This window comes from Liquorilactobacillus satsumensis DSM 16230 = JCM 12392, from assembly GCF_001435195.1.
In the GTDB taxonomy this organism is placed as follows: domain Bacteria; phylum Bacillota; class Bacilli; order Lactobacillales; family Lactobacillaceae; genus Liquorilactobacillus; species Liquorilactobacillus satsumensis.
In genome coordinates this window covers 114,506-139,534 of the sequence record NZ_AZFQ01000052.1, presented here as the reverse complement: position 1 = coordinate 139,534, position 25,029 = coordinate 114,506, and the positions used below count along the sequence as shown (strand labels likewise).

Annotated in this window: 40 protein-coding genes and 2 tRNA genes; 32 read left to right on the top strand and 10 right to left on the bottom strand. The window is 38.3% G+C overall.

Features of this window, described 5'->3' with window-relative positions; translation table 11 throughout:
- The first annotated feature begins 117 nt into the window (after window positions 1–117).
- From FD50_RS09385 to dltD, 16 genes are all read left to right on the top strand, one after another.
- A complete protein-coding gene (locus FD50_RS09385) occupies window positions 118–381 on the top strand; it encodes an IreB family regulatory phosphoprotein (RefSeq protein WP_056961364.1) in 264 nt (87 codons plus the stop codon).
- The gene (gene ruvX, locus FD50_RS09380) at window positions 378–809 is read left to right on the top strand and encodes a Holliday junction resolvase RuvX (protein ID WP_054755945.1); all 432 of its coding nucleotides are present in this window, start codon (window positions 378–380) and stop codon (window positions 807–809) included. The genes FD50_RS09385 and ruvX overlap by 4 nt, the downstream gene beginning before the upstream one ends.
- Window positions 810–846: 37 nt before the next feature.
- Entirely contained in the window at window positions 847–1,134 is a 288-nt protein-coding gene (locus FD50_RS09375) for a DUF1292 domain-containing protein (protein ID WP_054755947.1), read from the top strand.
- 216 nt (window positions 1,135–1,350) lie between these two features.
- Entirely contained in the window at window positions 1,351–1,617 is a 267-nt protein-coding gene (zapA, locus tag FD50_RS09370) for a cell division protein ZapA (protein WP_054755949.1), read from the top strand.
- Between the two features lie 5 nt (window positions 1,618–1,622).
- Window positions 1,623–2,168 carry a CvpA family protein gene (locus tag FD50_RS09365; RefSeq protein ID WP_056961262.1) on the top strand — a complete coding sequence of 182 codons (546 nt, stop codon included), beginning with the start codon at window positions 1,623–1,625 and terminating at the stop codon, window positions 2,166–2,168.
- Window positions 2,169–2,179: 11 nt separating this feature from the next.
- Complete coding sequence (locus FD50_RS09360) at window positions 2,180–4,540, top strand: endonuclease MutS2 (protein WP_056961260.1); 2,361 nt, start codon at window positions 2,180–2,182, stop codon at window positions 4,538–4,540.
- Window positions 4,541–4,611: 71 nt separating this feature from the next.
- The gene (trxA, locus tag FD50_RS09355; RefSeq protein ID WP_054755951.1) at window positions 4,612–4,923 is read left to right on the top strand and encodes a thioredoxin; all 312 of its coding nucleotides are present in this window, start codon (window positions 4,612–4,614) and stop codon (window positions 4,921–4,923) included.
- 266 nt (window positions 4,924–5,189) lie between these two features.
- Window positions 5,190–5,519, top strand: a complete 330-nt coding sequence (locus FD50_RS09350; RefSeq protein WP_056961258.1) for a PadR family transcriptional regulator — start codon at window positions 5,190–5,192, stop codon at window positions 5,517–5,519.
- Entirely contained in the window at window positions 5,512–6,120 is a 609-nt protein-coding gene (locus tag FD50_RS09345; protein WP_056961256.1) for a DUF1700 domain-containing protein, read from the top strand. The genes FD50_RS09350 and FD50_RS09345 overlap by 8 nt, the downstream gene beginning before the upstream one ends.
- 1 nt (window position 6,121) lies before the next feature.
- Window positions 6,122–7,054, top strand: coding sequence for a DUF4097 family beta strand repeat-containing protein (locus tag FD50_RS09340; protein WP_056961254.1), 933 nt, complete (start codon window positions 6,122–6,124; stop codon window positions 7,052–7,054).
- Between the two features lie 25 nt (window positions 7,055–7,079).
- Window positions 7,080–7,334, top strand: a complete 255-nt coding sequence (locus FD50_RS09335) for a PspC domain-containing protein (protein ID WP_054755959.1) — start codon at window positions 7,080–7,082, stop codon at window positions 7,332–7,334.
- A gap of 250 nt (window positions 7,335–7,584) precedes the next feature.
- Window positions 7,585–7,734, top strand: a complete 150-nt coding sequence (locus FD50_RS12560) for a teichoic acid D-Ala incorporation-associated protein DltX (protein WP_082610504.1) — start codon at window positions 7,585–7,587, stop codon at window positions 7,732–7,734.
- Between the two features lie 20 nt (window positions 7,735–7,754).
- Window positions 7,755–9,269, top strand: a complete 1,515-nt coding sequence (gene dltA, locus FD50_RS09330) for a D-alanine--poly(phosphoribitol) ligase subunit DltA (RefSeq protein ID WP_056961253.1) — start codon at window positions 7,755–7,757, stop codon at window positions 9,267–9,269.
- Window positions 9,269–10,477 carry a D-alanyl-lipoteichoic acid biosynthesis protein DltB gene (gene dltB, locus FD50_RS09325; RefSeq protein WP_056961252.1) on the top strand — a complete coding sequence of 403 codons (1,209 nt, stop codon included), beginning with the start codon at window positions 9,269–9,271 and terminating at the stop codon, window positions 10,475–10,477. The genes dltA and dltB overlap by 1 nt, the downstream gene beginning before the upstream one ends.
- A gap of 14 nt (window positions 10,478–10,491) precedes the next feature.
- Window positions 10,492–10,719, top strand: a complete 228-nt coding sequence (gene dltC, locus FD50_RS09320) for a D-alanine--poly(phosphoribitol) ligase subunit DltC (protein WP_056961250.1) — start codon at window positions 10,492–10,494, stop codon at window positions 10,717–10,719.
- A gap of 1 nt (window position 10,720) precedes the next feature.
- Window positions 10,721–11,959 carry a D-alanyl-lipoteichoic acid biosynthesis protein DltD gene (gene dltD / locus FD50_RS09315; RefSeq protein ID WP_056961249.1) on the top strand — a complete coding sequence of 413 codons (1,239 nt, stop codon included), beginning with the start codon at window positions 10,721–10,723 and terminating at the stop codon, window positions 11,957–11,959.
- A 272-nt stretch (window positions 11,960–12,231) separates the two neighbouring features.
- On the opposite strand, the gene FD50_RS09310 is transcribed toward dltD, so the two are convergent.
- Window positions 12,232–12,732 carry a YslB family protein gene (locus FD50_RS09310; RefSeq protein WP_056961248.1) on the bottom strand — a complete coding sequence of 167 codons (501 nt, stop codon included), beginning with the start codon at window positions 12,730–12,732 and terminating at the stop codon, window positions 12,232–12,234.
- 147 nt (window positions 12,733–12,879) lie between these two features.
- Here FD50_RS09310 and FD50_RS09305 point away from each other — a divergent pair, with 147 nt between their 5' ends.
- From FD50_RS09305 to FD50_RS09290, 4 genes are all read left to right on the top strand, one after another.
- A complete protein-coding gene (locus tag FD50_RS09305) occupies window positions 12,880–13,476 on the top strand; it encodes an XTP/dITP diphosphatase (protein ID WP_056961247.1) in 597 nt (198 codons plus the stop codon).
- The gene (locus FD50_RS09300) at window positions 13,476–14,012 is read left to right on the top strand and encodes a metallophosphoesterase (protein WP_054755962.1); all 537 of its coding nucleotides are present in this window, start codon (window positions 13,476–13,478) and stop codon (window positions 14,010–14,012) included. The genes FD50_RS09305 and FD50_RS09300 overlap by 1 nt, the downstream gene beginning before the upstream one ends.
- A gap of 245 nt (window positions 14,013–14,257) precedes the next feature.
- Window positions 14,258–14,330 (top strand) — tRNA-Glu (locus FD50_RS09295).
- Window positions 14,331–14,483: 153 nt separating this feature from the next.
- Window positions 14,484–14,556, top strand: a tRNA-Gln gene (locus tag FD50_RS09290).
- A gap of 186 nt (window positions 14,557–14,742) precedes the next feature.
- On the opposite strand, the gene FD50_RS09285 is transcribed toward FD50_RS09290, so the two are convergent.
- The 6 genes from FD50_RS09285 to FD50_RS09260 form a co-directional block, all read right to left on the bottom strand.
- A complete protein-coding gene (locus FD50_RS09285; protein WP_056961246.1) occupies window positions 14,743–15,888 on the bottom strand; it encodes a tyrosine-type recombinase/integrase in 1,146 nt (381 codons plus the stop codon).
- Between the two features lie 165 nt (window positions 15,889–16,053).
- Window positions 16,054–16,773 carry a hypothetical protein gene (locus tag FD50_RS09280; RefSeq protein WP_054756688.1) on the bottom strand — a complete coding sequence of 240 codons (720 nt, stop codon included), beginning with the start codon at window positions 16,771–16,773 and terminating at the stop codon, window positions 16,054–16,056.
- A gap of 17 nt (window positions 16,774–16,790) precedes the next feature.
- Window positions 16,791–17,174: a hypothetical protein gene (locus tag FD50_RS09275; RefSeq protein ID WP_056961245.1), complete on the bottom strand. Its 384-nt coding sequence runs from the start codon at window positions 17,172–17,174 to the stop codon at window positions 16,791–16,793.
- A gap of 76 nt (window positions 17,175–17,250) precedes the next feature.
- Window positions 17,251–17,562 (bottom strand): hypothetical protein, encoded by a 312-nt coding sequence (locus FD50_RS09270; protein WP_054756692.1) that lies wholly within the window; start codon window positions 17,560–17,562, stop codon window positions 17,251–17,253.
- 40 nt (window positions 17,563–17,602) lie between these two features.
- On the bottom strand, window positions 17,603–18,034 hold the full coding sequence (locus FD50_RS09265; RefSeq protein ID WP_056961244.1) for an ImmA/IrrE family metallo-endopeptidase: 432 nt from the start codon (window positions 18,032–18,034) through the stop codon (window positions 17,603–17,605).
- Window positions 18,035–18,045: 11 nt separating this feature from the next.
- Complete coding sequence (locus FD50_RS09260) at window positions 18,046–18,459, bottom strand: helix-turn-helix domain-containing protein (RefSeq protein ID WP_054756694.1); 414 nt, start codon at window positions 18,457–18,459, stop codon at window positions 18,046–18,048.
- A gap of 254 nt (window positions 18,460–18,713) precedes the next feature.
- Between FD50_RS09260 and FD50_RS12730 the strand changes: the two genes are divergently transcribed.
- Complete coding sequence (locus FD50_RS12730; protein WP_156653530.1) at window positions 18,714–18,851, top strand: hypothetical protein; 138 nt, start codon at window positions 18,714–18,716, stop codon at window positions 18,849–18,851.
- On the opposite strand, the gene FD50_RS12725 is transcribed toward FD50_RS12730, so the two are convergent.
- The gene (locus tag FD50_RS12725) at window positions 18,848–19,012 is read right to left on the bottom strand and encodes a hypothetical protein (protein WP_156653529.1); all 165 of its coding nucleotides are present in this window, start codon (window positions 19,010–19,012) and stop codon (window positions 18,848–18,850) included. The genes FD50_RS12730 and FD50_RS12725 overlap by 4 nt on opposite strands.
- 53 nt (window positions 19,013–19,065) lie before the next feature.
- Here FD50_RS12725 and FD50_RS09255 point away from each other — a divergent pair, with 53 nt between their 5' ends.
- Window positions 19,066–19,272, top strand: coding sequence for a helix-turn-helix domain-containing protein (locus FD50_RS09255; protein ID WP_054756696.1), 207 nt, complete (start codon window positions 19,066–19,068; stop codon window positions 19,270–19,272).
- 14 nt (window positions 19,273–19,286) lie between these two features.
- Window positions 19,287–19,430 (top strand): hypothetical protein, encoded by a 144-nt coding sequence (locus FD50_RS12720; protein WP_156653528.1) that lies wholly within the window; start codon window positions 19,287–19,289, stop codon window positions 19,428–19,430.
- Here FD50_RS12720 and FD50_RS09250 read toward each other — a convergent pair.
- Window positions 19,414–19,647: a hypothetical protein gene (locus tag FD50_RS09250; RefSeq protein ID WP_054756699.1), complete on the bottom strand. Its 234-nt coding sequence runs from the start codon at window positions 19,645–19,647 to the stop codon at window positions 19,414–19,416. The genes FD50_RS12720 and FD50_RS09250 overlap by 17 nt on opposite strands.
- 69 nt (window positions 19,648–19,716) lie before the next feature.
- Complete coding sequence (locus FD50_RS09245; protein WP_054756701.1) at window positions 19,717–19,947, bottom strand: DUF2188 domain-containing protein; 231 nt, start codon at window positions 19,945–19,947, stop codon at window positions 19,717–19,719.
- A gap of 156 nt (window positions 19,948–20,103) precedes the next feature.
- Between FD50_RS09245 and FD50_RS09240 the strand changes: the two genes are divergently transcribed.
- The 9 genes from FD50_RS09240 to FD50_RS09205 all read left to right on the top strand — a co-directional run bounded on the left by FD50_RS09240 (window position 20,104) and on the right by FD50_RS09205 (window position 24,926).
- Complete coding sequence (locus FD50_RS09240; protein WP_054756703.1) at window positions 20,104–20,307, top strand: helix-turn-helix domain-containing protein; 204 nt, start codon at window positions 20,104–20,106, stop codon at window positions 20,305–20,307.
- Window positions 20,308–20,311: 4 nt separating this feature from the next.
- Window positions 20,312–20,593 carry a helix-turn-helix domain-containing protein gene (locus FD50_RS09235; protein WP_054756706.1) on the top strand — a complete coding sequence of 94 codons (282 nt, stop codon included), beginning with the start codon at window positions 20,312–20,314 and terminating at the stop codon, window positions 20,591–20,593.
- A 289-nt stretch (window positions 20,594–20,882) separates the two neighbouring features.
- Entirely contained in the window at window positions 20,883–21,113 is a 231-nt protein-coding gene (locus tag FD50_RS09230) for a helix-turn-helix domain-containing protein (RefSeq protein WP_235803458.1), read from the top strand.
- Window positions 21,104–21,319 (top strand): hypothetical protein, encoded by a 216-nt coding sequence (locus FD50_RS12715; protein WP_156653527.1) that lies wholly within the window; start codon window positions 21,104–21,106, stop codon window positions 21,317–21,319. The genes FD50_RS09230 and FD50_RS12715 overlap by 10 nt, the downstream gene beginning before the upstream one ends.
- Window positions 21,320–21,325: 6 nt before the next feature.
- The gene (locus FD50_RS09225) at window positions 21,326–21,661 is read left to right on the top strand and encodes a MazG-like family protein (protein WP_054756708.1); all 336 of its coding nucleotides are present in this window, start codon (window positions 21,326–21,328) and stop codon (window positions 21,659–21,661) included.
- A gap of 2 nt (window positions 21,662–21,663) precedes the next feature.
- Complete coding sequence (locus FD50_RS09220; protein ID WP_054756710.1) at window positions 21,664–22,965, top strand: AAA family ATPase; 1,302 nt, start codon at window positions 21,664–21,666, stop codon at window positions 22,963–22,965.
- Window positions 22,966–22,968: 3 nt separating this feature from the next.
- Window positions 22,969–24,027 (top strand): ATP-binding protein, encoded by a 1,059-nt coding sequence (locus FD50_RS09215; RefSeq protein ID WP_056961243.1) that lies wholly within the window; start codon window positions 22,969–22,971, stop codon window positions 24,025–24,027.
- A 12-nt stretch (window positions 24,028–24,039) separates the two neighbouring features.
- A complete protein-coding gene (locus tag FD50_RS09210; RefSeq protein WP_056961242.1) occupies window positions 24,040–24,609 on the top strand; it encodes a hypothetical protein in 570 nt (189 codons plus the stop codon).
- A gap of 14 nt (window positions 24,610–24,623) precedes the next feature.
- Complete coding sequence (locus FD50_RS09205) at window positions 24,624–24,926, top strand: hypothetical protein (protein WP_056961241.1); 303 nt, start codon at window positions 24,624–24,626, stop codon at window positions 24,924–24,926.
- Window positions 24,927–25,029 lie beyond the last annotated feature (103 nt).

Here is a 25,029-nt window from a genome sequence, read left to right as displayed (position 1 = left end):
AGAGCGGATTTGACAATTGTGTTACGGAATGATTACAAGACCGTGTTTTGATTGTGACAATCTTTTTTCTCTAGTAGAATGAGGACAGGAGTTGTTATGCATGCGGAGGTGCTTGCAATGAGTTCGTTAGATAAAACAATGTACTTTGATTTTGAAGATGGAAATCAAAAAGATGTCCATGAGACTTTGGTAACAGTCTATCAGGCTTTAGAAGAAAAGGGTTATAACCCGATCAACCAAATTGTTGGTTACCTGATGTCTGGTGATCCAGCATATATTCCACGGTTAAATGATGCACGTAACTTGATTCGCAAACATGAACGCGACGAAATTGTTGAGGAATTGGTACGTTCTTACCTTAATAAGGAGGACAAAAAGTGACGCGACTAATGGGGTTGGATGTTGGTTCTCGAACGGTCGGAGTCGCTGTTAGTGATCTTTTGGGGTGGACGGCACAAGGAATTGAGATTATTCCGATAAATGAAGAAGAGCATTCTTTTGGAATTGAACGCGTTGCAGAACTTGTGTCGCAGTATGAAGTCACCGGCTTTGTTGTTGGGCTTCCTAAGAATATGAATAATACTTCAGGTCCGCGGGTAGAGGCTTCTAAAAATTATGGTCAGCTTTTGGCAGAAAAATTTGGTCTGCCAGTTGATTATCAAGACGAGAGATTAACAACTGTTGAAGCTGAACGAATGCTTGTAGAACAGGCAGATACATCGCGCAAGAAGCGCAAAAAAGTTATTGATAAGGTTGCAGCTGGGTTAATCTTGCAGAATTATCTTGATCGAAAAGGACCATTATTGTAAATGACAGTGATTTTAGCGCAGAAATGAGGTAGTTTTAATGAGTGAAGAAGATAATTTAATTACACTTGTCGATGACAAGGGCAACGAAACATTATATGAAATCCTTTTTACCTTTGAATCCGAGGATTACGGTAAATCATATATTCTCTTAATTCCTGCGGGATCACAGCCAGAGGAACAAGTCGACGTGCTTGCCTTTTCGTTTGACCCAGATGAAAATGGTGAGGCCAATGATGCTGAACTGCATGATATTGAAAGCGATGAAGAGTGGGACATGGTCGAAAGTGTACTAGACACGTTTTTAAATGATGAAAATCTGCAATAGGTAGCTTGTTTAGAGGCACATGAATGTTTTCTAACGAGGGGGCTGTGACAAAACATTTGTTTTGACATAGTCCCCTCGCTTTAGGTTGAGGGTTGAGTGGCAGTCAGTGCACTTAGCGTAAACTTCTTTTTTTGTAAGATTTCATTCAGAAGTAATAAGAGATTTGTTTTTATGCTAGAATTATATTATGTAACTTTGAATTAGGGAGGTTCCAGCATGTCAGAAGGCAAACGGCGTTTTAAAGCTCATATTGCCGGTGAAGACTACATTATTATCGGAGATAGTTCAACACAGCATATGGAAACCGTTGTTAAATTAGTGGAACAGCAGTTTAAGGAAATCAAACAACTGATGCCAGGTTTAAGCAAAGAACGGGCGGCGGTTTTATTGGCAATTAATGCAGTTTCTGACCAAATATATAAACAAGAAGAACTGGATCGTTTGAAAAGCGAAACAGCCGCTGATGACAAGAAAAGTAGGTGAATGAGATGCTTATTTCAATAATTATTGTTGTATTGTTAGTCGCAGCTTATTTCAATGGTGCAAGAAGGGGTCTGGTACTAACTTTACTGGATTTGATCGGGTTAGTGGTACTCTTTATTCTTGCAGCAAATTATTCTGCCCTTGTAGGGGAGTGGCTTCAACGCTTAGTTGCGCTTTTTGAAGGAAATGGAGCATCATGGCAAGCAACTAAGGGAGTAACTCTCTCGGGGAGTAGTACTTTTTACTATGGGCTTGCTTACTGGCTGATTATTATTATCGGGGGCTTGCTGATCAGAAGACTGATTCGGAGTTTAAATCTAGTAACCAGAATACCGGTTATTAAGCAATTAAATTCTTTGGCTGGGGGAGTTTTGGGCTTGTTCTTAGTATATTTACTGATCTTTGCAGGACTCTTGGTTTTACAAGCATGGCCAAGTGCTGCAATCAGAACAAATGTGCAAGATTCACAATTGGCACAAGTAATTTTAAATAAAACCCCGGTTGTATCACAACAAATCCTTGATAAACTGGAACAAGAACACAGCCTTTAGGAGGTAGAGCAGTGAACAGTAAATCAATGCTGACTCTAGAGTATGATAAGATAAAAAATAATTTGCGCCAATTCGTAACCACTCCGATGGGGGAGCGGCAAGTTACCAAAATGGAACCGCAAACACAAAGAGCGGATGTTGCCGACTTACTTGCACAGACTAAAGATGGTGCAGATATCTTGCGGCTTAAAGGAGAGATTCCAATTCCAAAGCTGTTAGAAATTAAACAGTATTTAAAACGCTTGGACATTGGGGCAACGCTCAATGGTAAAGAGCTCGCGGCAATCGGCAGAGTGTTGCGTGCTACAAATGAAGTCCGTCTTTTCTTTATGAAATTAGATGATGAAGAGCTCAAGCTGGCATCTTTGTATGAAGTAGCTGCGCGTTTGCAGGTTTTGCCAGAAGTCAACAAGCGCCTTTTAAGTGCGATTGAAGCAGATGGTTATGTAACTGACGAAGCTTCGACTTTATTAGCGAGTCTGCGACGGGCGATCTCAACGACAGAAAATCAGTTACGTGCTAAATTAAATACACTGATTCATGGCAATTCGGCTAAGTATTTGAGTGATGCAGTTATCACGATTAGAAATGATCGGTATGTGATTCCAGTCAAGCAGGAGTACCGCACTCGTTTTGGAGGAGTTGTACACGATCAAAGTGCTTCCGGGCAGACACTGTTCATTGAACCTCGGGAAATTGTAGAACTCAATAATCGATTAAAGCAGCAGCAATTGAGTGAAAAAGATGAGATTGCCCGAATTTTGCAGGAATTGTCTGAGTTGGTTGCACCATATACACCAGAGCTTGAAGATAATGCAGGAATTCTGGGAGTTTTTGATTTTGTTAACGCCAAAGCTAAGTATGCGAGCACACTCAATGCTACGGAGCCGCTGTTATCTGCGGAAAATGATGTTTATCTCAGACATGTATGGCATCCGTTGCTGCTACAAAAGCAGGCTGTTAAAAATGATATTATGCTTGGACGAGATTACAAGGCAATTGTGGTGACGGGGCCTAATACAGGTGGGAAGACAATCACCTTGAAGACTCTTGGGTTGGTACAGTTGATGGGACAGTCGGGATTATTCATTCCAGCGTTTGAAGAAAGTCGGATTGGAATCTTTACTGAAATCTTTGCTGATATTGGTGATGAACAGTCGATTGAACAGAGTCTGAGTACTTTTTCCGCGCATATGACAAACATTGTCTCGATTTTAGACAGGATTGATGAACATTCATTAGTTCTCTTTGACGAATTGGGGGCCGGAACAGATCCGCAAGAAGGAGCTGCACTTGCAATCGCAATTTTAGATTACGTTGGAGCTCAAAGCAGTTATGTGGTTGCAACAACGCATTATCCAGAACTTAAGGCATACGGTTATGAGCGTCCGCAGACAATCAATGCAAGCATGGAATTTGACAGTGAAACTTTACGGCCGACTTATCGGTTGCTAATTGGAATTCCTGGGCGGAGTAATGCACTTGAGATTTCGCAGCGCTTGGGGCTACAGCCTCAAATTATTGCACAGGCGCGGCAATTAACTGCAGGACAAAATCAAGATCTGAATGATATGATTCAAGATTTAGTTGAAAAGCGCCACCAAGCGGAAGAAGAGACCGTGGGCTTGCACCATGAATTGACAAAAGCACAACAATTGCATCAAGAACTTGAAGCAAAGTACGAGACTTTCTTACAGCAAAAAAATACGCAACTGGAGCAAGCACGGCAACAGGCAAATGAAATTGTAGCGCAAGCAACTCGCAAATCTGACGAATTGATCGCAGAGTTGCGCCAATTACGCTTGCATGCTAGCTCATCAGTTAAGGAAAATCAATTAATCGACGCTAAAACCCGAATGAATCAATTGCGGCAACCTACCAATTTAAAGCAAAATCGGGTTTTACGCCATGCCAAAGCACAACAACAGCTTCGTCCCAATGACGATGTTTTAGTTAAATCCTATGGACAGCGTGGTGTCTTAATTCGCAAAGCAACCGAGCATGAATGGGATGTCCAGATTGGAATCCTAAAAATGCGTGTCAATGATACTGATCTTGAAAAGATTAAGGTCGCGCCTGAAAAGAATAAGAAGATTAGAACTACACTGTCATCTGGTTCTCAAGCACATGTTTCAACGTCGCTTGATCTGCGTGGCAAGCGGTATGAAGAAGCGTTAGTAGAGGTCGATCGTTATTTGGATGCTGCAATTCTTGCTGGCTATCCTAGCGTGACAATTATTCATGGTAAGGGGACCGGCGCTCTTAGAAAGGGCATTACTGATTATTTAGCACAAAGTTCCAGCGTTAAAAGTTTTAACTTTGCTCCACCGAGTGCAGGTGGTAATGGGGCAACAGTGGTATACTTCAAGTAAGCAAGAAGATTGATTTTTTTGAATATTCTGGTATGCTTTACTTACAAAAGCAAAGTAGGGGGGCGTTAATAGTGGTTAAAGAATTAACAGATGCAACTTTTGCAGCAGAAACAAGTAGTGGAGTGACATTGACAGACTTTTGGGCAACTTGGTGTGGTCCATGTCGGATGCAATCACCTGTAGTTGAGCAACTTGATGAGGAAATGGGCGATACTGTTTCTTTCAGCAAAGTTGATGTTGACGAGAATAAACAAGTTGCAAGTGAGTTTGGAATTATGAGTATTCCAACACTGTTGATCAAAAAAGATGGGCAGGTAGTTGATACTTTGGTGGGCTACCATCCTAAGGAACAGATTGAAACTAAATTAAAGCAGTATCTTTAAAAGAATCTTTGCAACAGTCAACTGCAGAGTAAGCAACAGTTGGCGAAAACGCTAAGTGTAATATTAATTAAAGAGGATCAGAGCAGACTTGCGGGTTGCCCTGATCCTCTTTTTGTGTGCACTTTTTCATTGGCATACGATTGACACCAACTTTGCTGTTTAAGCATTGGTGAGTTGATGATAGCAGTTTTTGCAGTTAATTAATTGCAATATAATACTATATAACGTATAATATTGTTTAAGGAAAAGCCAATGGAGGCAAAAAAATGAAAATCAAAATTTCTGCAGATCTGTTGGACGGACTGGTGCTCGCTTTACTGGAGAGAAAGGATTACTACGGGTACGCACTAACACAAGATATGCAAGCGGTAATTGAAATTTCAGAGTCTACTATGTATCCTGTTTTGAGACGTTTGCAAAAGAATAATTATCTGACGACCTATGACCAACCCTTTCAAGGGAGGAATCGGCGGTATTACCGGATTGCTCCTGCCGGGACACAGCACTTGGAACAGATTCGCAAAATGTGGGTTAACTATAAAGTGAGTTTGGATAATATTCTGTTGGGGGAGGCAAAGGGAAAACACTATGGATAGAGACAGGTATTTAGATGAATTGAAAGCATGCTTGCAAGGCTTAACAGTAGCAGAAGTTAAAGATGCAGTTGCATTTTATGCTGAATATCTTAGTGATGCACAGTTAGAGCAGCGGGCCGCAATTGAAGAGAAGCTGGGGACTCCTCGTCAGTTAGCACGTAAAATAATGGCCGATTATTCAATTAGGGACGATGAGCATACCACTGGCAGCAAAGTGAAATCAGCGCACGCTAATTCAAGAATGATCTGGTTGATAATACTTGCCTTATTATCAGCACCGTTTGCATTAGGAGCAGTGGGTGTTGGCGGCGGCGTGCTGATAGCTGTAATTTTCTTAATTTTAGCTTTTTTTATGGTTGGAGCAGGTCTTTTGTTGGCGATTTTGCTTTTAACAGCTTTTTTCCTTTACAGTGGAGTAGTGTTACTATTTCAGGAATTTAATGTTGGCATTTTTTATTTAGGCTGTGGGATGGCCTGTTTAGGTCTTTTATTGCTAATCGTGCCATGTCTCTTTTGGTTTGGGCGTGTTCTAATCCAAGCAGTTGCTAATTTTGCTCGTTATCTTTATCGTAAATTCAACGAAAGAAGGAGGGCAGATTAGGATGAAAAAGACATTGCTTTCTGGTATGGTAATTTTAGGTTTGGGACTGCTTTTGATGGCAGCTGGTTATCTGTTTCACGGAGCTCAGATAATTGCTTTTCAGGGGTGGCAGCCGGTCAGTGCCCGCACTAAGTTTAGCGGCAAAGTAGTTAAACGAAATGTTGAGTTTAACCAGATCTATGTGGAAACGCGCACAGCGGATGTTGAAGTTAGAAGTGGCAGTGAGGCAAGTGTTATGTATACTGCTGACAGCAAAAATACCCCCACGGTGAAGGTTACAAATGGGGTTTTAAATGTTCGGCAAACAAAGGCAAGTGATTTTTCAGGTTTTTATTTTGGAGTAGCGCGTAACGAAAAAGTTGTGATTACTGTCCCTAATGGAAGACAATTACGGAACGTGACCGTTAATTCTAAAACAGGAGATCTTAGAATTTCCGGGCAATCAGTGGATCAGCTAAATGCATTTACCGACACGGGAGACGCTTATCTTGCAAATGTTAAGGCTAAAAGGGCAGCGATTTACTTGAATAATGGAGATGCAGTGCTTAAGAACGTTTCATTTGGAAGCGGGAGGCTGCAGCAAACGAATGGTGATTTAACGCTGAAAGACTCACAGTTAACTAATGTTATTATCCACAATACTGATGGAGACGTGACTTTCACTGATTCACAATTTATTAAAGGAAATTTGTCACTGAGCAGTGGTGATCTGGAAGCAAACCATAACAAATTTTCTGGGGTTTACACTATTGAAAATAAGAATGGGGATAATGAAGTAGCAGATACACAGGTAAAGGGTATCCGTGTGGAAACCAACGCTGGGACCAACCAACTTTTTTCAAAGACTAGTGAGGGCGGTACCTTGCAACAAGGTCAAAATAACTCAAATATGTTGATTTTACGCACCGATTCCGGTGATAATGAAGTTAAGTAAGGGATCAATGAAAGGAAGGATTTTCATGAAAAGAAAAAAGCAGTTAACAAAGTCAAAAGATAAAGTTGTTTCAGGCGTTTTCGGAGGAATTGCAGAGTATTTTGAATGGGATAAAGCGATTGTTCGGATCATTGGTGCGATTTTAATCTTTTTCCCAGGACAACTGATCATTGGGATAATTGTTTACTTTATCGCGGCAAGTGTCATGCCGGAAGCAACAGACGGCAACGGTCGCAATGACGATGATGACATCATTGAAGGCGAATTTAAAGACAAGTAGCACTAAATGGCACACATTTAATTGGGGGCTGTTGCGGGTCCTCTTTTTTGCTATAATAGAATAGTTGTATAGCTTCAAAAGGAATCAATTTAATGAAATCTTAAGTAATCTTTGAAAAATTTTACAGAAAACTGGTTTACTGTGGTGTAACATTAGTGTAGTTACATTTACTGTTTTAATTGCTTAATGTTAAAGATTCATTTGTTGCAGATCGCTGTTTTCAGTTTTAGATTGTCGTGGGGGTGAAGAGATGGGGCAATGGCGCTCACGCTTGTTACATAGTGAGGTAACCAAATTTGTTTTGAAAACTATTTTTTATTTTGTGGTCATGCTGATATTGGTTTATTTGTATAGTTACAGTGGTATCAATGGACCGCACTTTATCTATAACGAGTTTTAATCGGGGAGAGAACAACTTAAATGAATGTAATTCAAAGAATAGATAGCTGGGCACAACGGGACCCGCAGCGAGTAGCTTATAACTATCTTGGAAAAGAAAATACGTATCTTGAGTTAAAAAATTACTCAGACAGCGTTGCCGCAGCAATCACTAACATGGATTTGCCGGACAAGGCACCCATTATTGTGTATGGCGGTCAAGAATTTGAAATGATCGCGGTTTTTCTGGGAATCGTTAAGACAGGGCATGCTTACATACCGATCGACAGCGATTCGCCAAGTGAACGCTTAGTTACCATTAATCGTATTGCGCAGCCTGTCGCATGTATCGCAGTTGAGGAGCTTCCGGTTGAACTTGCTGGTTTACCTGTTGTAACCCCAGCAAAGTTGAAGCAGCTTTTTTCTGAAAGAGTAAGTTTTTCTGCTGCAAATCAGGTTAAGGGATCAGATGTTTTTTATATTATCTTCACCTCAGGAACAACCGGTGTTCCTAAGGGGGTCCAAATTAGTGCACAGAATTTGGAAAGCTTTTTGGCCTGGATGGAAAGCGATTTTGGAATCAAAGACGAAAGTACTTTTCTGTCGCAACCGCCGTATTCCTTTGACCTTTCTGTCATGGATTTATATCCGGCATTGACACGTGGAGGCACACTCAGCGTGATTCCTAAGAAAGTTACAGAAGATTTTAGGCAGCTTTTTTCTGTCTTGCCGCAGCTTAAGCTCAATGTTTGGGTTTCGACACCATCATTTATGGATATTTGTTTGCTGGAAAAAAGTTTCGACGAGGAACATTATCCGCAATTGCAGCATTTTCTGTTTTGTGGTGAAGAACTTACTCATAAGACTGCACAACAACTTTTGCAGCGTTTTCCGCATGCAGCAATTTATAACACGTATGGACCTACAGAGACAACCGTAGCTGTTACACAAGTTCAAATTACGGCAGATTTGCTTGCTAAATATGAACGTTTGCCAATCGGTAAACCTAAAGCAGATACTAAGGTTGTAGTTGTTGATGAAAACTTGCAAGAAGTTGCAGCCGGGACAGCCGGTGAAATTTTAATCTATGGTCCAAGTGTTTCTCAGGGATATCTCAATAATCCTGCCAAAACAAAGCAGGCTTTTGTGAAGTTTAACGAGCAAAATGCTTATCGGACGGGTGATTTAGGTGAGTTTGATGAAGCCGGGCAACTGCTTTATAAGGGGCGTCTTGACTTTCAAGTTAAGCTCCACGGCTTCAGAATTGAATTAGAAGAGGTTGACTATCATCTTGGCAAAGTTGGGTTAGTAGAGCAGGCTGCTTGTGTTCCAAAATACGGAATGGATCACAAGGTCTCTCAATTAGTAGCTTTCGTAGTTGCTAAGCATAATGAATTCAAAAATAACCTTGAATTAACCAAAGCTATCAAAGAGCAATTAGCAACTTTATCAATGCCATACATGATTCCACAGCGGTTTGTTTATGTGGATTCACTACCGCTTACAACAAATGGAAAAGTTGATCGGAAGCACCTCTTTAGCGAGGTCAATCATTAATGATTAATTTACAACCTTATGAAAATCCAATGTATTTTGTTTACCTAGTTATTGCATTATTACCGATCATGATTGCGATGCTGCGTGGTAAACAGCTTCATTGGTATCAGACAATCGTATCTTTTGCCTTTTTACTCTTGGCCTTTGGCGGAGTTAAGTGGCATGAAGGCATTGCACTCATTGGCTATATTATTTTTGAAGTTGTTTTAGTGGGTGCTTATTTTCATTATCGGCAAAGAGAGAATCAGACTTGGATTTTTTGTAGTGCTGTTATCCTCGCAATCATTCCGTTAGTGATTGTGAAAGTGACACCAGCTGTTTATGGACATCCATCTTTGATCGGCTTTTTAGGGATTAGTTACTTGACTTTTAAAGCTGTCCAGATGGTGATGGAGATCCGTGATGGAGCGATTAAAGAGTTTGATCCTTGGTTGACACTACAATTCTTGCTCTTTTTCCCAACGATTTCTTCGGGGCCAATCGATCGTTATCGTAGATTTAAAGCAGATTACGAACGAGTTCCTAACCCGCAAAAATATTTGCAGTTGCTTGATAAGGCAGTGTGGTACATTTTCTTAGGCTTTTTGTACAAATTTTTACTAGCTTATGTTTTTGGAACCTTAATGTTGCCTTATGTCAGCAAAATGGCACTTTCCTACGGGGGAATCTCGTGGTGGTTAGTAGCTTACATGTACGTTTATTCGATGGATCTTTTCTTTGATTTTGCCGGCTACAGTCTTTTTGCTGTGGGAATTAGTTATTTGATGGGAATTGAGACTCCAATGAACTTTAACCGTCCTTTCAGTGCGGTGAATATCAAAGAATTCTGGAATCGTTGGCACATGACACTTTCATTTTGGTTCCGTGATTACATCTATATGCGTCTTGTTTTCTTCATAATGAAGAAGAAGCTGATGAAAAATAGAATTGCAATTGCAAATGTTGGTTACTTGACGCTGTTTCTGATCATGGGTTTTTGGCATGGCTTGACGTGGTACTACATTGTTTATGGCCTGTATCATGCTCTAGCGATAATTTTGTGTGATGTCTGGCTACGTTATAAGAAGAAGCACAAAGACAAGTTTCCAAGTAATCGATTCACGAAGCTACTAGCAATTTTTATTACATTTAACGTGGTTTGCTTTAGCTTTTTGATTTTTTCAGGTTTTTTGGACAAACTATTATTCCATAATATTATATTAAGATAAGGGGAGTTTTAATCATGAAAGAAAAGGTAATTGAAATTTTAGAGGATTTAACAGGCAGTTCAGATCTTGCAGATAACTTGGATATCAACTTGTTTGATGAAGGCTTGCTAGATTCAATGGCAACCGTACAACTCTTGTTAGAGTTGCAGTCCCAATGTGGGGTTGAAGTTCCAGTTTCTGAATTTGAGCGCAGCGAATGGGATACACCTAATAAAATTATTGCGAAAGTAGAAAGTATGTAACATGAAGATGTCAAAGAAACTATTCTTGATTTTTGGGCCGGTGATTTTGGCTGCAGTGCTGCTAGTTGCACTTTTTTTAACACCAGTCAATGTACAAGATATTTCGCGAGGAACCATTCAACGGGCAGCACTATCGCAATCGCCTAAAGTTTTTCGGGGAATGGCAGTCAAAAAGGCAGCTTTTTCCAAGAATTATGTTCCATTCTTTGGTTCATCTGAATTATCGCGGATGGATTCGCTGCATCCATCAGTTCTTGCCCAAAAATATAAAAGAAGTTATCGTCCTTTCTTGCTGGGTGCTCCGGGGACACAATCATTGGTCCATTACTGGGGGATGCAGGGAATTGATGATAAACTGGAAGGTAAAAAGGCAGTTTTCATAATTTCACCGCAGTGGTTTGTGCAAGGCGGAATCAATCCTGACATGTTTAATTATTATTATCCTAAACCTGCAATTGTTAAATGGTTGTTGCAGGCCAAAAATAACAGCATGGATAGATATGCGGCTGAAAGGTTATTGGCATTATCGCGAGATCGTTCTAGCATTGAAAATAATGCAACAATTCGAATTGCTGCCGGGCAGTCACTGACAAAATTTGAACGTATTTATCTGGGCTTGAAGGCGAATGCACTTGATCGTGAAGACCAGCTCTTTTCAACGATTACTTTGAATAATCGTGAAAGTGCAGTTATTAAGAGCGAGAAAATTTTACCTGCAACCTATAACTTTAAGCAACTGGATGAAACAGCTTATTATTTAGGCAGGACACATACGACTAATAATAGCTTTGGTGTCGACAATACTTTTTGGAATAAGCGGTTAAAGCGTAGTTATAAGAAGTTAGCTGGTAAACAGGCAAATTATAGTTATTTGCGTTCAGTTGAATTTTCAGATTTTCAGTTAGTGCTGAATCAGTTTGCCAAGCAAAATATGAAGGTCCTTTTCATAATTCCACCGGTTAATAAGCGTTGGTCTGAATATACTGGACTTTCAATGCCGATGTTGCGGCAATTTGTGAAAAAAATTAAGTATCAATTAAACTCGCAGGGCTTTCATAATGTAGTTGATTTGACTAAAGATGGCGGTAAGGCTTATTTCATGCAAGATACAATTCATCTTGGGTGGCGTGGCTGGCTAGCTGCTGATCAGTATATCAATCCATTTTTAACTAAAGCACAGCCAACTCCAAAATATAAAATTAATAACTATTTCTATTCAAAAACTTGGCAGCAAAAGTAGCGATTTGTGAATAATCTTTACCAAAGTTAGTGTGACAAAGCGCATACCATGTTTCTAGAAATAGCTGAAATAATCTAATCACTAAAAATAGCGACCTGATTCCATGTTGGAAAAGGCCGCTATTTTTAGTAGAAGTGGGTAACTCAAATGGGACTGGGTAAAAACTTAGAGCCTGACTTATGTCATAAGCACAAATTAGGTTTCACCCAAAAATGAATTGCACAATTTTTGAATGAAACCTAATTTAAATTATATGTGTAAAGCTGATTTGATTACTTTTCAACTGCAGTGGTTAGTTTTAAGGGTTCTTTTTCGGGTAAGATCGCTGGGTCGAGAGGATCCTTTGAATCTCGTTGGACTAAAAACGAAATAATGCCATTGCGTTGATCGGTGCTCTTTATAATTGCTTCTGTTGTAAAACCAATCTGATTCTGCAGCGTTTCTGCTAAGAAACCAGCCTCTAGAAGAAAATCGACTTGCGGGACATTTTGCTGACGTAGCTTAACAACTGCTCCGCTGAGTTCGAATAATTGCTGATCTCTTTTTGTACTAACCAACTTCAACGTACCCCAACCAGCTTTCTCAAAGAAGAGGGGTAGATCTTCGGCTTCCGCAAGAAAGATTTCGCGCGCTAGCCGTTTCCCTGCCCAGTAGAGAATTGTTGGGTTGCTTTCTGTTAGTTCAGGAAGCAGAACGTCACGTAAAACCTCATATCCAAAAGCAGGGGTTGTATCTTTGTCTTGTATTAGTTGTTGATAAAAATTTGCGTCCATGAAGACTCTCCTTCACCTCAATCTAACATTAATTATACCTTGAACTTGCAAAAAGCGAACAGTTATTTGTAAACTTAAGAAAGTTGCTAAGGAGTTGGCTTGCTAGCTATAATTAAAACTAACAGCAGTGCGAAAGGATGAAGAAAGATGCAGAAAATAATAATTGCGACAAAAAATGAGGGAAAAGCCAGAGAATTTAGATCTTTTTTTGAACCGCGTGGTTTTGTGGTCAAAACACTTAATGATTTGACAGAAAAGCCAAATATTGTAGAAAATGGAAAAACTTTCGCTGAAAATGCGTATCTTAAAGCGAGCACCTTGACAGCTGTGCTGCATGAAACAGTCCTCGCTGATGATTCGGGACTGCTGGTGGATGAGCTTGATGGGGCACCAGGGATTTATTCCGCACGTTATGCGGGTGATCATGATGATGCTGCCAATAATGCTAAGTTGCTTAGAGAACTTCGTGATACGCCTCAAGAGAAGCGGACAGCACGCTTTCATTCTTCACTCGTAGTCACAAGTGTGAATAAGGAACCATTAAAGGTCGCAGGAGAGGTTACAGGCACAATTCTGACAGCTCCGCGTGGAGAAGACGGCTTTGGATATGATCCGCTTTTCTATTTGCCACAGCTTGGTAAAACCTTTGCACAGCTTACACCAGCTGAGAAAAATAAAATCAGTCATCGTGGACGAGCAATTGCAGCATTGAATGCAAAATTTGATGATTGGTGGAAAAGATAATGAAGAACAAGAAGATTAGATTTCTAGTTGTCAGTGATAGTCACGGAGACCGGGAGATTCTGGAAAAGTTACGCGCTAAATATCAAGGGAAAGTTGACGGCATGTTTCATTGTGGAGATTCAGAACTTGCGCCGGATGATGAGCTTTTCACAGATTTTCAGGTTGTGATGGGAAATTGCGACTATGATCCACGATTCAAAGAACTTATCCTGACGGAATATGGCTCAGAGCGGGTCTTGCTGACACATGGTCATTTATATGGTGTGAATAACGGCATGGAGCGTTTAGGGTTCTTGGCGGCGTCCAAACAGGCTACAATTGTCTTATTTGGACATACACATCTTTTAGGCGCTGAGTATCGGAAAAAATGTCTGTTTCTTAATCCAGGAAGCATCAGCTTTCCGCGCGGAGAATACAGCTCCTTGGGTGGAACGTATGCTGTGCTTGAGGTCACTCCTGAGGCATTTAAACTGCAGTTTTACGCACGAACCTTCAAAGAGATTCCAGAGCTTGCTTTTACTTTCAAGCGTAACTAAATAACAGCTGGTGAGAAAATGGATCCTAAGTTAAGAGCGATGTACATTAAACTATTAAAATGGAGTGTTACGACCTTGTTTTTCATAGGCGCACGCAGCCTCGTAATAATTCCTTTACTCAATCTGGTTATCATCGGGTGTGTGGGTTATTGTTTGCTGCTTTTTGGAATTTGCGTCTATCTGCAGTTAAATCGTTAATTTTATCTTGACAATAACCAGGACCTCTGTATAATAGTAAGAGTACTTGCCCGTTGGTCAAATTGGTTAAGACGTCGCCCTCTCAAGGCGGAGTTACGGGTTCGATCCCCGTACGGGTGATATCATCTTTTTCATGAGAATGTCCATCGTATTTGTAGGTGGACTTTTATTTTGAAAAGAGATGAAACAGCGCCTACAATAAGTCATAGCGTTAATTTTTCATTGACAACTTGTTGAAAAGGTACTACTATTAAATAGTTGATTTTTTATTTTTGGGCATTCGCCAAATTGGTAAGGCAGCGGACTCTGAATCCGCAATGTACTGGTTCGAGTCCAGTATGCCCAATTATATGTTTCGTAAAGCTGGTAAATCTTCGTAAATCGTTGATTTATCAGCTTTTTTATTTTTTATTTTCGTAGCCTTTGGTACATTTTCGTACTCTTGTGTTGCATAGATGTTGCATGGAATTTTTTGTGTAATGCTTTAACAACAAGGAATATAGGCATTATATTTAATGAATGTTGCATGAAATTAAAAATTAACAAAAGCCGTAAATTTTTCAGGTGTATCTTTCTTCTGTTGATCAGTTACAGAGGTGTAAATATCCAATGTCGTTTTAATGTCACTATGGCCAAGTTGAGCCTGCAGTTCTTTAGGCGGCATACCACCTTGAATGGCTAACGTTGCATAGGTATGTCTGAAGCCATGCACAGAGATGTGTTTTAAATCATAGTCTTGGGTTACTCTTACGGCCCACACTCGTGGCTTATTCGGGTTATGCATCGTATTATTTTGTGATGCAAAAACAAGTTGTTTCGTATCCATTGAATTAAATCCAAACTGTAGAAGTTCAATACGCTGTAATTTTTGCCAATGTTTTAAGATGCTGAGTGACTTTTGATCAATAAAAATAGTTCTATCACTAGCTTCTGTTTTAGTTGATTGAATTACTAAGTGATTGTACCCATTAGACTGTGTTTTATTAATTGTAATTTGACGTGTCTTAAAGTTTATGTCAGCCCAAGTTAGGGCAAGGGCTTCACCTTTACGCATACCGGTAAATGAAAGCAATCTGAAGAATGTATAGCCTTGATAGTTATCCGAATCATACATGCACTTTAAAAATACTTTTAACTCTTCACGAGTATAGTATATATCTTTATCATTCCTGATTTTTACCTTTTGATGTTTTGCACTAGGGCGAATAACAGCTTTAGTTGGATCATCAGTAATCAACTTTAACCGTACTGCATATTCAAAAACATTTTTAATGTTATTGAAAAAACGTTTGTAGTTTTTTAAAGGTTTGTTGAACCAATTGTTGACAACTTGTTGGCAAATAGCAGGGGTTATATCAACAATCTTTCTATTACCAAGTACAGGTAATATATGATTTTCAAAATTGCGTTTAGTAGTGGTCCAAGTTGATTCTTTTGTAGTTAGCTGATAGTTTTCAAACCAAAGATTAAAAACGTCACCGAAAGTTATATTAGCATTTTTGAAAAAGCCACGATTGATTTCATCTTCAAGTTTTTCAGCGAAACTCTTAGCTTCCTTTTTGGTGGAAAAACCACCTTTACCTTTTTGCTTACGCTTTCCAGTTATAGGATCCTCATAGGACACCTGAAATCTCCAAAACATTCCTTTATTTGTTTTATATTTTGTATATGAAGCCATTTGAATTTCTCCTTTAAAATAATTTTGCTGGCGGCAAGTGACTTTATTTTAAAGTTGGCTTGTTGTTAAGCATCATCTCCTTTATAATGTCAAATAGGGCGCAAAAGTCCTATATATTTTAAGTACAGCATATCTTTCGTCTTGGTCGGGGAGAGATGTGTTTTTTTATTGTAGATTTAAAGTGAAGTCGTAGGTATGGTTAGAATTTTCATCATCGTAATTATCTGTTTTATAATTTGCATCGAATTTATACCTTATAGATTTGATGGAAGAAGTATCGTTCAAAGTTTTTATAGGAAATGTTACCCAACCATCTTTAGTTGCGCCGTTTGAGATATCTCCATCCCAACTTTCACCAGTGTCTGCTTCATGTTGTTCTCCATTGTAAAAAACTGCAGTTCCTTGAGTAGGATAAATAGATATATCTCGACCCGCAGTAATATTAAAATGAACTTTAACAAATCCTTGAATATTAAATTTACCATCATTGGCTGAATCGTAAGTATAACCCTTAGACAGTTTGTATGTTTGAACTTTGTCTACATTAACTTTAGTATTTGCCCAGGAAGAATCGCTGAAAGCTACTGAGTAAGTTTTATCTGAAGAAACATCATAGTCTTTATATGAAACTGTCAAAGATTTGCTTTTGCTTTCAACCGAAGATTTTTCTCCTGTTTCAGATTTAGTAGTTTTGTGTCCTTTAGCCGATCCCGTTGTAGATGTATTAGTTGTTTTGGATTTAGCGTTGCTATTATCATGACCACCAAAGGAACCCAATAGAAATACCACAACTACAACGGCTAGAACCCAGACCCACCATTTTTTATACCACGGCTTTACTTCAACATATGTATTACCATTTTCATCTTGAATTTTTTTACTCATGTTTTATTCCCCCAAAATTATTTGCGAACTAAGGCTAAAATTCCTGTTGCAATAAAGAAAATACCACCTAAAATTCCATAAACTCCACAAGCTAGCAAAATAAATACACCAATAATAATTATTAGCCAACTATTTAAAGTGTGATGTTTGTTAATAAGGAAAGTAAGTGCAAATGCAACGATGGCTAGCAGTATTCCAATAAGAAATTTACCAGTGTAGTAACCGCCACCACCCCAAGCATCAGCAAAAGATGCAACTCCTAGTCCAGAACCAATTAGTACTATGGAAAGAAGAAGGCTGATTGCTGAAAGGATAATTTCAGGCGTTCTTTTTCGATTAACATTATTTGGAGTAACCTGCTTATACTTTTTCCCATCTACTCCTCTAATAACTTTTGACATTTTTTATTCCCCCACAAATTTCAGCTTTTACAGTCATCAGAATTTGGACTTATAATCTTTAAACAATCTTAATATATCATACAAATTGCATTTCAATGATAGATTCTTCTAATTCGTCTAAAATATCATTTTCATCTATAAAACTGATCCACTCTTTCACTGGTTCTGAACTATTTGGATTAATATGTGACTTCATTTTTTCGTGGATATTAGTTACAAAAGTATTTAGCATTTTTCCAGTTTCACGTTCCAATCTTGCCTCGTTCCATCTTCTTGCAGGTGGACGGTTCTTATTTTTACTTTCTTGGAATTCTAAAGCCTTATGGTTAAATAAGCTAATAGCTTGGCTATTCGTTTCTAAGTAATCTTGAAATTGTTGCTTGTCCATAATCTATAAAATCTCCCTTTATCAAACGTATGTTCTTTTTTTACTCCAAAAAAAATTCCAGTTGGAATGGTAGTCCTAGGTAGTTAAGCAATTGGTATTTGGTCAAACCTTGAATTTCGGTCATATCCTGCATGGAAATTAATATCTTTAAAGCTAATGAATTGGCTTCTCTTTCCATTTTAGGGATAAAGGTACCAAGACCGATATTTCTATAAAATGGTGCACTTTCACCGCCATGTAACTTAAGATGGCTAAATTCATGGAGAATGACGAAATTTAGATAATGTTCTTCCCAATTTCTATTTACAATAATGGTGCTACATCGACTATTTGTAATAGTGCAACCGCCTGTATTTTTATCTAAATCAGCATAGAGTATCTTATAATGAGCTTCTTCTGCCAGTGAGTGGGGGGTAGTAGAAGAATAGGTTCTCTTAATTTTATCGAATTCATTTTCGACGTGGTAGTTCATGTGGTCTCCCCCTAATTACGATAATCCTTACGTGTGAATTTCTTTTTGGCTTCTTGTTTGTTCATTTCCATCGCAGTTTTAATTGCAATTAATAAACGATCCTTTTGCTCTTGAGTTGCTGGTTCCCCATAAAAATTTAGATTATCTCCATTTTCAATTCCTTCAATAATCTTTTCAGCCTCAACTGCCAGATCTTTCTTTTCTGTGTTGCTTAGATCATAGTAATTTTCTTTGTCAGTTTTTCCAAGAAGATAGTCTGTAGAAACGCCAAGCACATCTGCTACAGCTTTTAAATTGTTGTAGTTGGGTTCCTTAGTTTTCCAGGAATATATAGTATTAGTTCCTAAGTTAGCCATACTATTAACCTTTGTTAAATTGTAACCTCTTTTTTTCGAAATTTTTTTAATTCGTTCTAATAGCGTCATATCAATAAAAAGCTCCTTTTATTGATAAATTAATTAGTCTTAGACTAATTAATAGTTGACTATTTTTAGACTAAGGCTTATATTTAATTCATCAAGTAATTACGCAACTAAAAACTAACCTTATATGATCAACTTTGGCGAGCGACTTATATAAGAAATTGTTTTTTTAGGCTTATTTTGCATGCCTTAATATTAGACTAAGTCTAATTGGTTGTCAATTACTTTATTAATAAATTACAGAAAGGAGTAATTTCGTGAAATTAGAGAAAGAAACTGACATTGAACAGGCAGGTCGTGACTATCTGGCACAGTTGCTTACTTCAGACAAAGAAAAAAGCCCCGAAATGGTGGCAGCCATTGCGAAGCTTTATCACGAAGTAGTCAATTTCTAGTTAAAGGAATGAAGTTTTGGGGCTGAAACATTTCTGTTATGTTCTTTAACCATCTTTACGGCTTGTTCGTATAATTCAATTTTGCTTTCAATAGAAAGATTTGGATTAGACGAATTTACCACAGCAATAGCAAATTCCGAAGCAGGAATTTTAACTGACATATTAATCACCTCCTTAAAGATGATTATATCAAATATAGAAAGGGGGTAATCCTATGGTCGAGCAGAGTCTTGTTGAAACTGCTAAAGAAGTTAAGAAACAAATTAAGTTTCATTTACTTGAGCGAGATATGACTCAAGTGGAATTGGCAGAATTGATTGGCGAGGGAGCAATTCAAGTTAATCGTGCGATTAGTGGCGATATGTCTCCGAAGTCAATGAACATTCGCAAGAAGATTTATCGAGTTTTGGATATGGAGTAGGAGGGAGTAGAGGGATGAAAGAACAAAACAAAAAGAGATCCACGTCTGCAATACGTGAATCCCTGATTATGTTAAGCAATGATAAAACTACAGTGAAAGTTTCTAAAAATCACATTACTATTCAAAGCCCTAAATTAAATATTAAACAACATCAATAAAATTAGAATTTTGGGAATTGTAGTTTGGAGTTAAAGAGCCATCAGCTTCCTGGATCCAATTGTAATTGGAATGTAATGTTGTTTCCTCAGCTGTTTGTTCAAAAATCAAAACCAGACCATTACTGTATTTTGTTCTAGATTTTATGAAATCAGCTCTTTGCTCTAATACTTTGAAATCTGCAGGCATTTCTTTTGGAGTATTTATTTTAACATTCATACTTTTAACCTAACTTTCCATCGGATTCATACTACCTATTTTTTTGAAGGGAGTAACTTTAAAAGATAATTAATTCTTATCTTTGGGAGGAAAAGGATCTTTACCATAACTATTCTTCAGATTAATTTGTCCATTTTGCTTTTGTCCAATTAATTCTGAATGCTGATTTTTTGCTACGTTTTTGGCGAAATCTAAAGCATCTGATTTTTTATCAAATAATTTCGTAGCTTTCCCATTGCCAGCACCTTTTACGGCCCATTGGTCTCCATGGGGAGAAACCCATTGATTTTTACCTGTCATATAAACTCATCTCCTTCGTTGAATTCTCAACAGTATTTATTTGTAGGTAAAAGTTTTAGGAGGCTGTTATCTACAAAAAATACTATATCACAATGTTTATAAAATCACAATATATTGTGATTGATTTTGGGTAAGCACTATATATGGAGGCACAGAATGTGGAGAAAGATTGAAAAAATTCTTAAAAGTAAAAAAATTACGATCAATGAGTTAAGCAAAAATATTTATGGAGATAAAAGGAACATGACTATTTATGCCTTGAGAGACGGAAAGATTAAAAAACCGAGTTTTGAGTTAATGTGCAAAATTGCTGATGCATTGGATATCAGTTTGGATTATTTCAGAGATAAAAAGAGGTGATTATGTGGCCGAATTAAGAATGAATTTATCTCATGATTTTGAGGATAGTCTTCGAAAAGATGTCAGAGAAGCATTGGCTGAACTTCTTGCCGAAATTAAAGAAGGTAATACCTACCCAGAGTATATGTCAGTTGATGAAACTGCAGATTATGTGAATGTTAGTAGATCAACAATTGACAAGTGGATAAAAAATAGAGGATTACCAACGATCACTGTAGGTGGAACTACAAGGATACGAAGAATTGAATTAGACGACTACTTACAAAGCTTCCGTTCAAATAAATAAATTACAAGTCTGGCGGCAAGTGACGAGGAAGGCTGCATAAGTACAAGTTTGATAAATGAATAAAAAGAGGTGTGTTTATGTCGTTTGTTTATTGGGTGATCACACTACCAATTGTCTATTTCATTGGTTTTTACGAAGGAGAACACAAAAATGATAAAACTTCTAGCTGATTATTTTGGAAGTATGGTATTTGCAATCTGGGTAATTGCAATGTTTCTGATTTTAGCGATTGGGGAGGTGGTTGCATTCTTCATATAAAAAAATATCTAGCAAGAAAGAGGTGTGAAAGGTGGAATATAATTCTGAAACTTTTAGTTGTGGTGTCAGATATAGGATGGCAGAAATGAAACTCAAAGATAGACAGGTTCACGAAGCTACAGGAATTTCTAGAAACACTATAGCTTCCCATAGAAACGGCAATTCAAAAATGGTGAAACTTGATACTTTAAATAAGCTTTGCCAATTTCTCAGATGTACACCAAATGAATTGTTCAGAGAACCACCAAAAGAGTGGCAATAAAAAAGAGCCTACTCGCAATAGGCTCAAGTATAAATAATTTACATGATCATTTTACCACAGTGGAGAAGAAAATGTTTTTCAATTTAAGCGTTTTGGACAAGGCTGCTAGCAAAATAGGTTACGAAGTTTTTCGTGATGTTCCAATGAGTCGATACGATGATTTGTTTGAAGCAGCAGAAGATTTATCAATCGGAGATAAGGAGTGAACAGTAGTGGTCTCAAAACAAGAGTTAGATGAATTAAACCAAAATATTATTGCTTGGGGTGCCAAACGTAAATTACTTAACAAAGAATTAAGTAATCGCCAGTTAATAAAATTTTTCGAAGAAGCTGGTGAGCTGGCACAGGATTTCAGCAAAGGTAATCGAGCACACATGATTGATTCAATCGGTGATGTATTTGTAACCTTGACTATTTTTGCAAAACAACAGGGAATCACAATGAATCAAGCACTTGAAAAAGCATACAGTCATATCAAGGACCGGCAAGGAAAACTTGTAAATGGAACATTTATTAAAAATGCGGATTTGAACAAGAAGGAGGAGTAGTTATGGCAGTCAAGATTAACAAGCTTGAAATCGAAAACGTCAAGCGAGTTAAAGCAGTGAAAATTGAACCAACACAGCAGGGTTTAACGATTGTTGGTGGGAATAATAACCAGGGTAAGACAAGCGTACTTGATGCAATTGCTTGGGGGTTAGGCGGTAATAAATATAAACCATCTAAGGCTTATCGTGAAGGTTCAGCTACACCACCACGTCTCCACATTGTTATGAACAACGGTTTGATTGTTGAGCGAACAGGTAAGAACTCAAGCTTGAAGGTTATTGATCCAAAAGGGCAAAAAGGTGGACAACAACTCCTAAACGACTTTGTAGAAGAGTTAGCGATCAACTTGCCAAAGTTTATGGAATCAACCTCAAAAGAAAAGGCACAGACCTTACTTAGAATAATTGGAGTTGGTGACAAACTTTTTGAGTTGGAACGCGCAGAACAAGAGGTTTATAACCAAAGACACACGATCGGACAGATTGCAGATCAAAAAAGCAAATTTGCTAAGGAACAACCATATTTTCCAAGTGCTCCTAAAAAGCCAGTTGATGTTAAAGATTTAATTCAACAACAACAGACTATCTTAGCTAAAAATGGTGAAAATGCTCGCAAGCGGCAGCAGGCAACTCAAATTAAACAAAAGTTTGATTTTGAAGCTGAGAAAATTCAACAGCTGCAAAAACAGCTTAACGAATTAGTTCAAGTTCACGAGAGAACTGAAACTGATCTGAAGATTGCGCAGAGTTCTACTAAGGACTTACAAGATGGATCAACTGCTGAACTTGAAAAGAGTTTATCAGAAATCGATGAAATCAACCGTAAGGTAAGAGCCAATCTTGATAAAGATAAGGCAGAAGAAGACGCTGCTCAATATAGCAGTAAGTATCAAGAATTAAGTGAAGGTATTGAAGAAATTCGTAAACAAAAAGCTACACTTTTACATGATGCCACATTACCACTTTCGGGTTTGTCGGTAGAAGATGGCGAGTTAACTTACAACGGTCAAAAGTGGGATAACATGTCTGGTTCAGATCAACTCAAGGTATCAACAGCAATTGTACGTGAATTGAAACCGGATTGCGGATTTATTCTCTTAGATAAGTTGGAACAAATGGATATGACCACATTGAGTGAGTTTGGTAAGTGGCTTGAACAAGAAGGATTGCAAGCAATTGCCACCAGAGTTTCAACAGGTGATGAATGCAGCGTAATTATCCAAGACGGTTATGCCAAGGAACAAGCGTCACAAATTGAAACAGCACCAGCGCAAACAGGTTGGCAAGGGAAGGGAGCATTTTAACTGATGGGATTTCAAATAAAAAGTGGAGTAATTCCTAAAGCGCAAAAAGTGATTTTGTATGGAGTGGAAGGAATTGGAAAAACTACTTTTGCTAGTCAGTTTCCAAATCCATTATTCATTGATACAGAGGATTCATCGTTATATCTGAATGTTAAACGCTTTGACAAGCCTACAAGTTGGACAATGTTGTTGCAGGAAGTTGACTTCGTTAAACAGACTCGACCGTGCAGGACATTAATTATCGACACAATGGATTGGGGCGAGGACTTAGCTAAGAAACATCTAATGGCTCAAAATCATTGGCAGGCGATTGATTCCACCGGCTACGGCACACGTTATGTAGCATTAGCAGATGAAATTGGAAAATTGCTGAATTCATTAAGTGAAGTGATTGAACTGGGAATTAACGTTGTGATCACGGCTCATGCTTGGTTGCGCAAAAAAGAAGAGCCAGACGAAATGGGTGCTTATGATCGCTATGAATTAAAGCTGGAAAAGAAAACTGCACCACTAGTTAAAGAGTGGGCCGACATGGTACTGTTTGCCAACTACAAAACAACAATTATCACAGATGACAAGACTAATAGTAAGAAGGCTACTGGTGGTCAACGAGTGATGTATACCACACACAGACCGTCATGGGATGCAAAAAATCGACTTGGCTTACAAGATGAATTGCCATTTGACTATTCACAAATTGCACAAGCATTTGAAGCTGCTACTAATATTCAGACTCAACAAGTTACTCAGACTGCAGAAACGCAAGATATACCTTTGCCATCGGTTCCAGAAGAAACGCCAGAAGATCAAGGCGATCCAGTACTTGAGACGGCTCCTGCACCAGAATACAAAGAAAACATTCCAGCTGTGATCCCGCAGGACGTTGCGGACTTAATGAAGATTAACCAAGTTACGGTAGAGGAAGTGATGCAGATCATTTACCAAGGCGGCTTCATGCCAAAGGATACGCCAATTGGAAATATTCCAACAGATTTATGGGGATACTTAGCAACAAATTGGGATAAAGCTTTAGGACTTTTAAACTCAAAAATTAGAAAGTAGGAGGAATTTTAAATGAACAACGAAAATGAATTTTTAGATTGGAATAGTGGCTGGGTGGCAGAAGAAAGTGACTTCACCTTATTACCAGAAGGTACTTATCCATTCACGGTTACAAACCTAGAACGCAAGGTTTATACCGGTAATAGTGACAAAATTCCAAATGGAGCACCTTACGCAGAAGTGAGCTGCGAAGTAGTTGGTAAAGAAGGTAAGACTACCGTCAAGGAGCGGATGTACTTGATGAAGAAGTTTACCTGGAAGTTGACACAGTTTTTCGCTGCTATTGGTCAACCGACTGTCATTGGTCAGCCATTTTCCCCTAACTGGTCCACGGTAATTGGGAGCAAAGGACAAGCTAAAGTTAAAGTCAATAGTTATAACGACCGTGATGGAAGTAAAAAACAGAACAACCGTATCAAAGAGTTTTTAAAGCCAGCTGCAAATGCAGGTGTTGTTCAACAGCAAAGTGTGCAGCCTAACTATGGAACAAATACGCAACCAAATTACGGTAATCAGCAGCAAAATAATATCCCAAATAACGGGCAACAGACACCAAGTGGATTTCAACCAGGTGCATTCTAAAAGGAGGGGTTGCAATGATTAGCTTTGAAAAGACTTCAACCTTCGTTTATAAAATTTTGCGTTTCGTAGATTTTGGTGAACTAAATAGTGACGTTGTGGCAACAATGCCAATGAGTTTTCAAAAATGCTTTATGTGTGACCGTGTTCTCAAATATGGTGAAGAAATATATTTGGGTGTAATGCCACATGGTAATAAGACCTTTTGCGAAGGATGCAAGAACAAACTTACTGAAATAGAGATTAAAAGAAATGCAGCATATCCAGGGGCTCTGCGTGCGCAATGGCCGGCTGTAAAAGTAGGCAATCAACATGATTGATATTGGTGACAAAGTTCTTTATAGAGATGGTGTTTATCGGGTAATCAAGATTGTTGATCTAGCTCCATATGTAGTAGCTAAGTTACAAATTAGGGGACTTGTT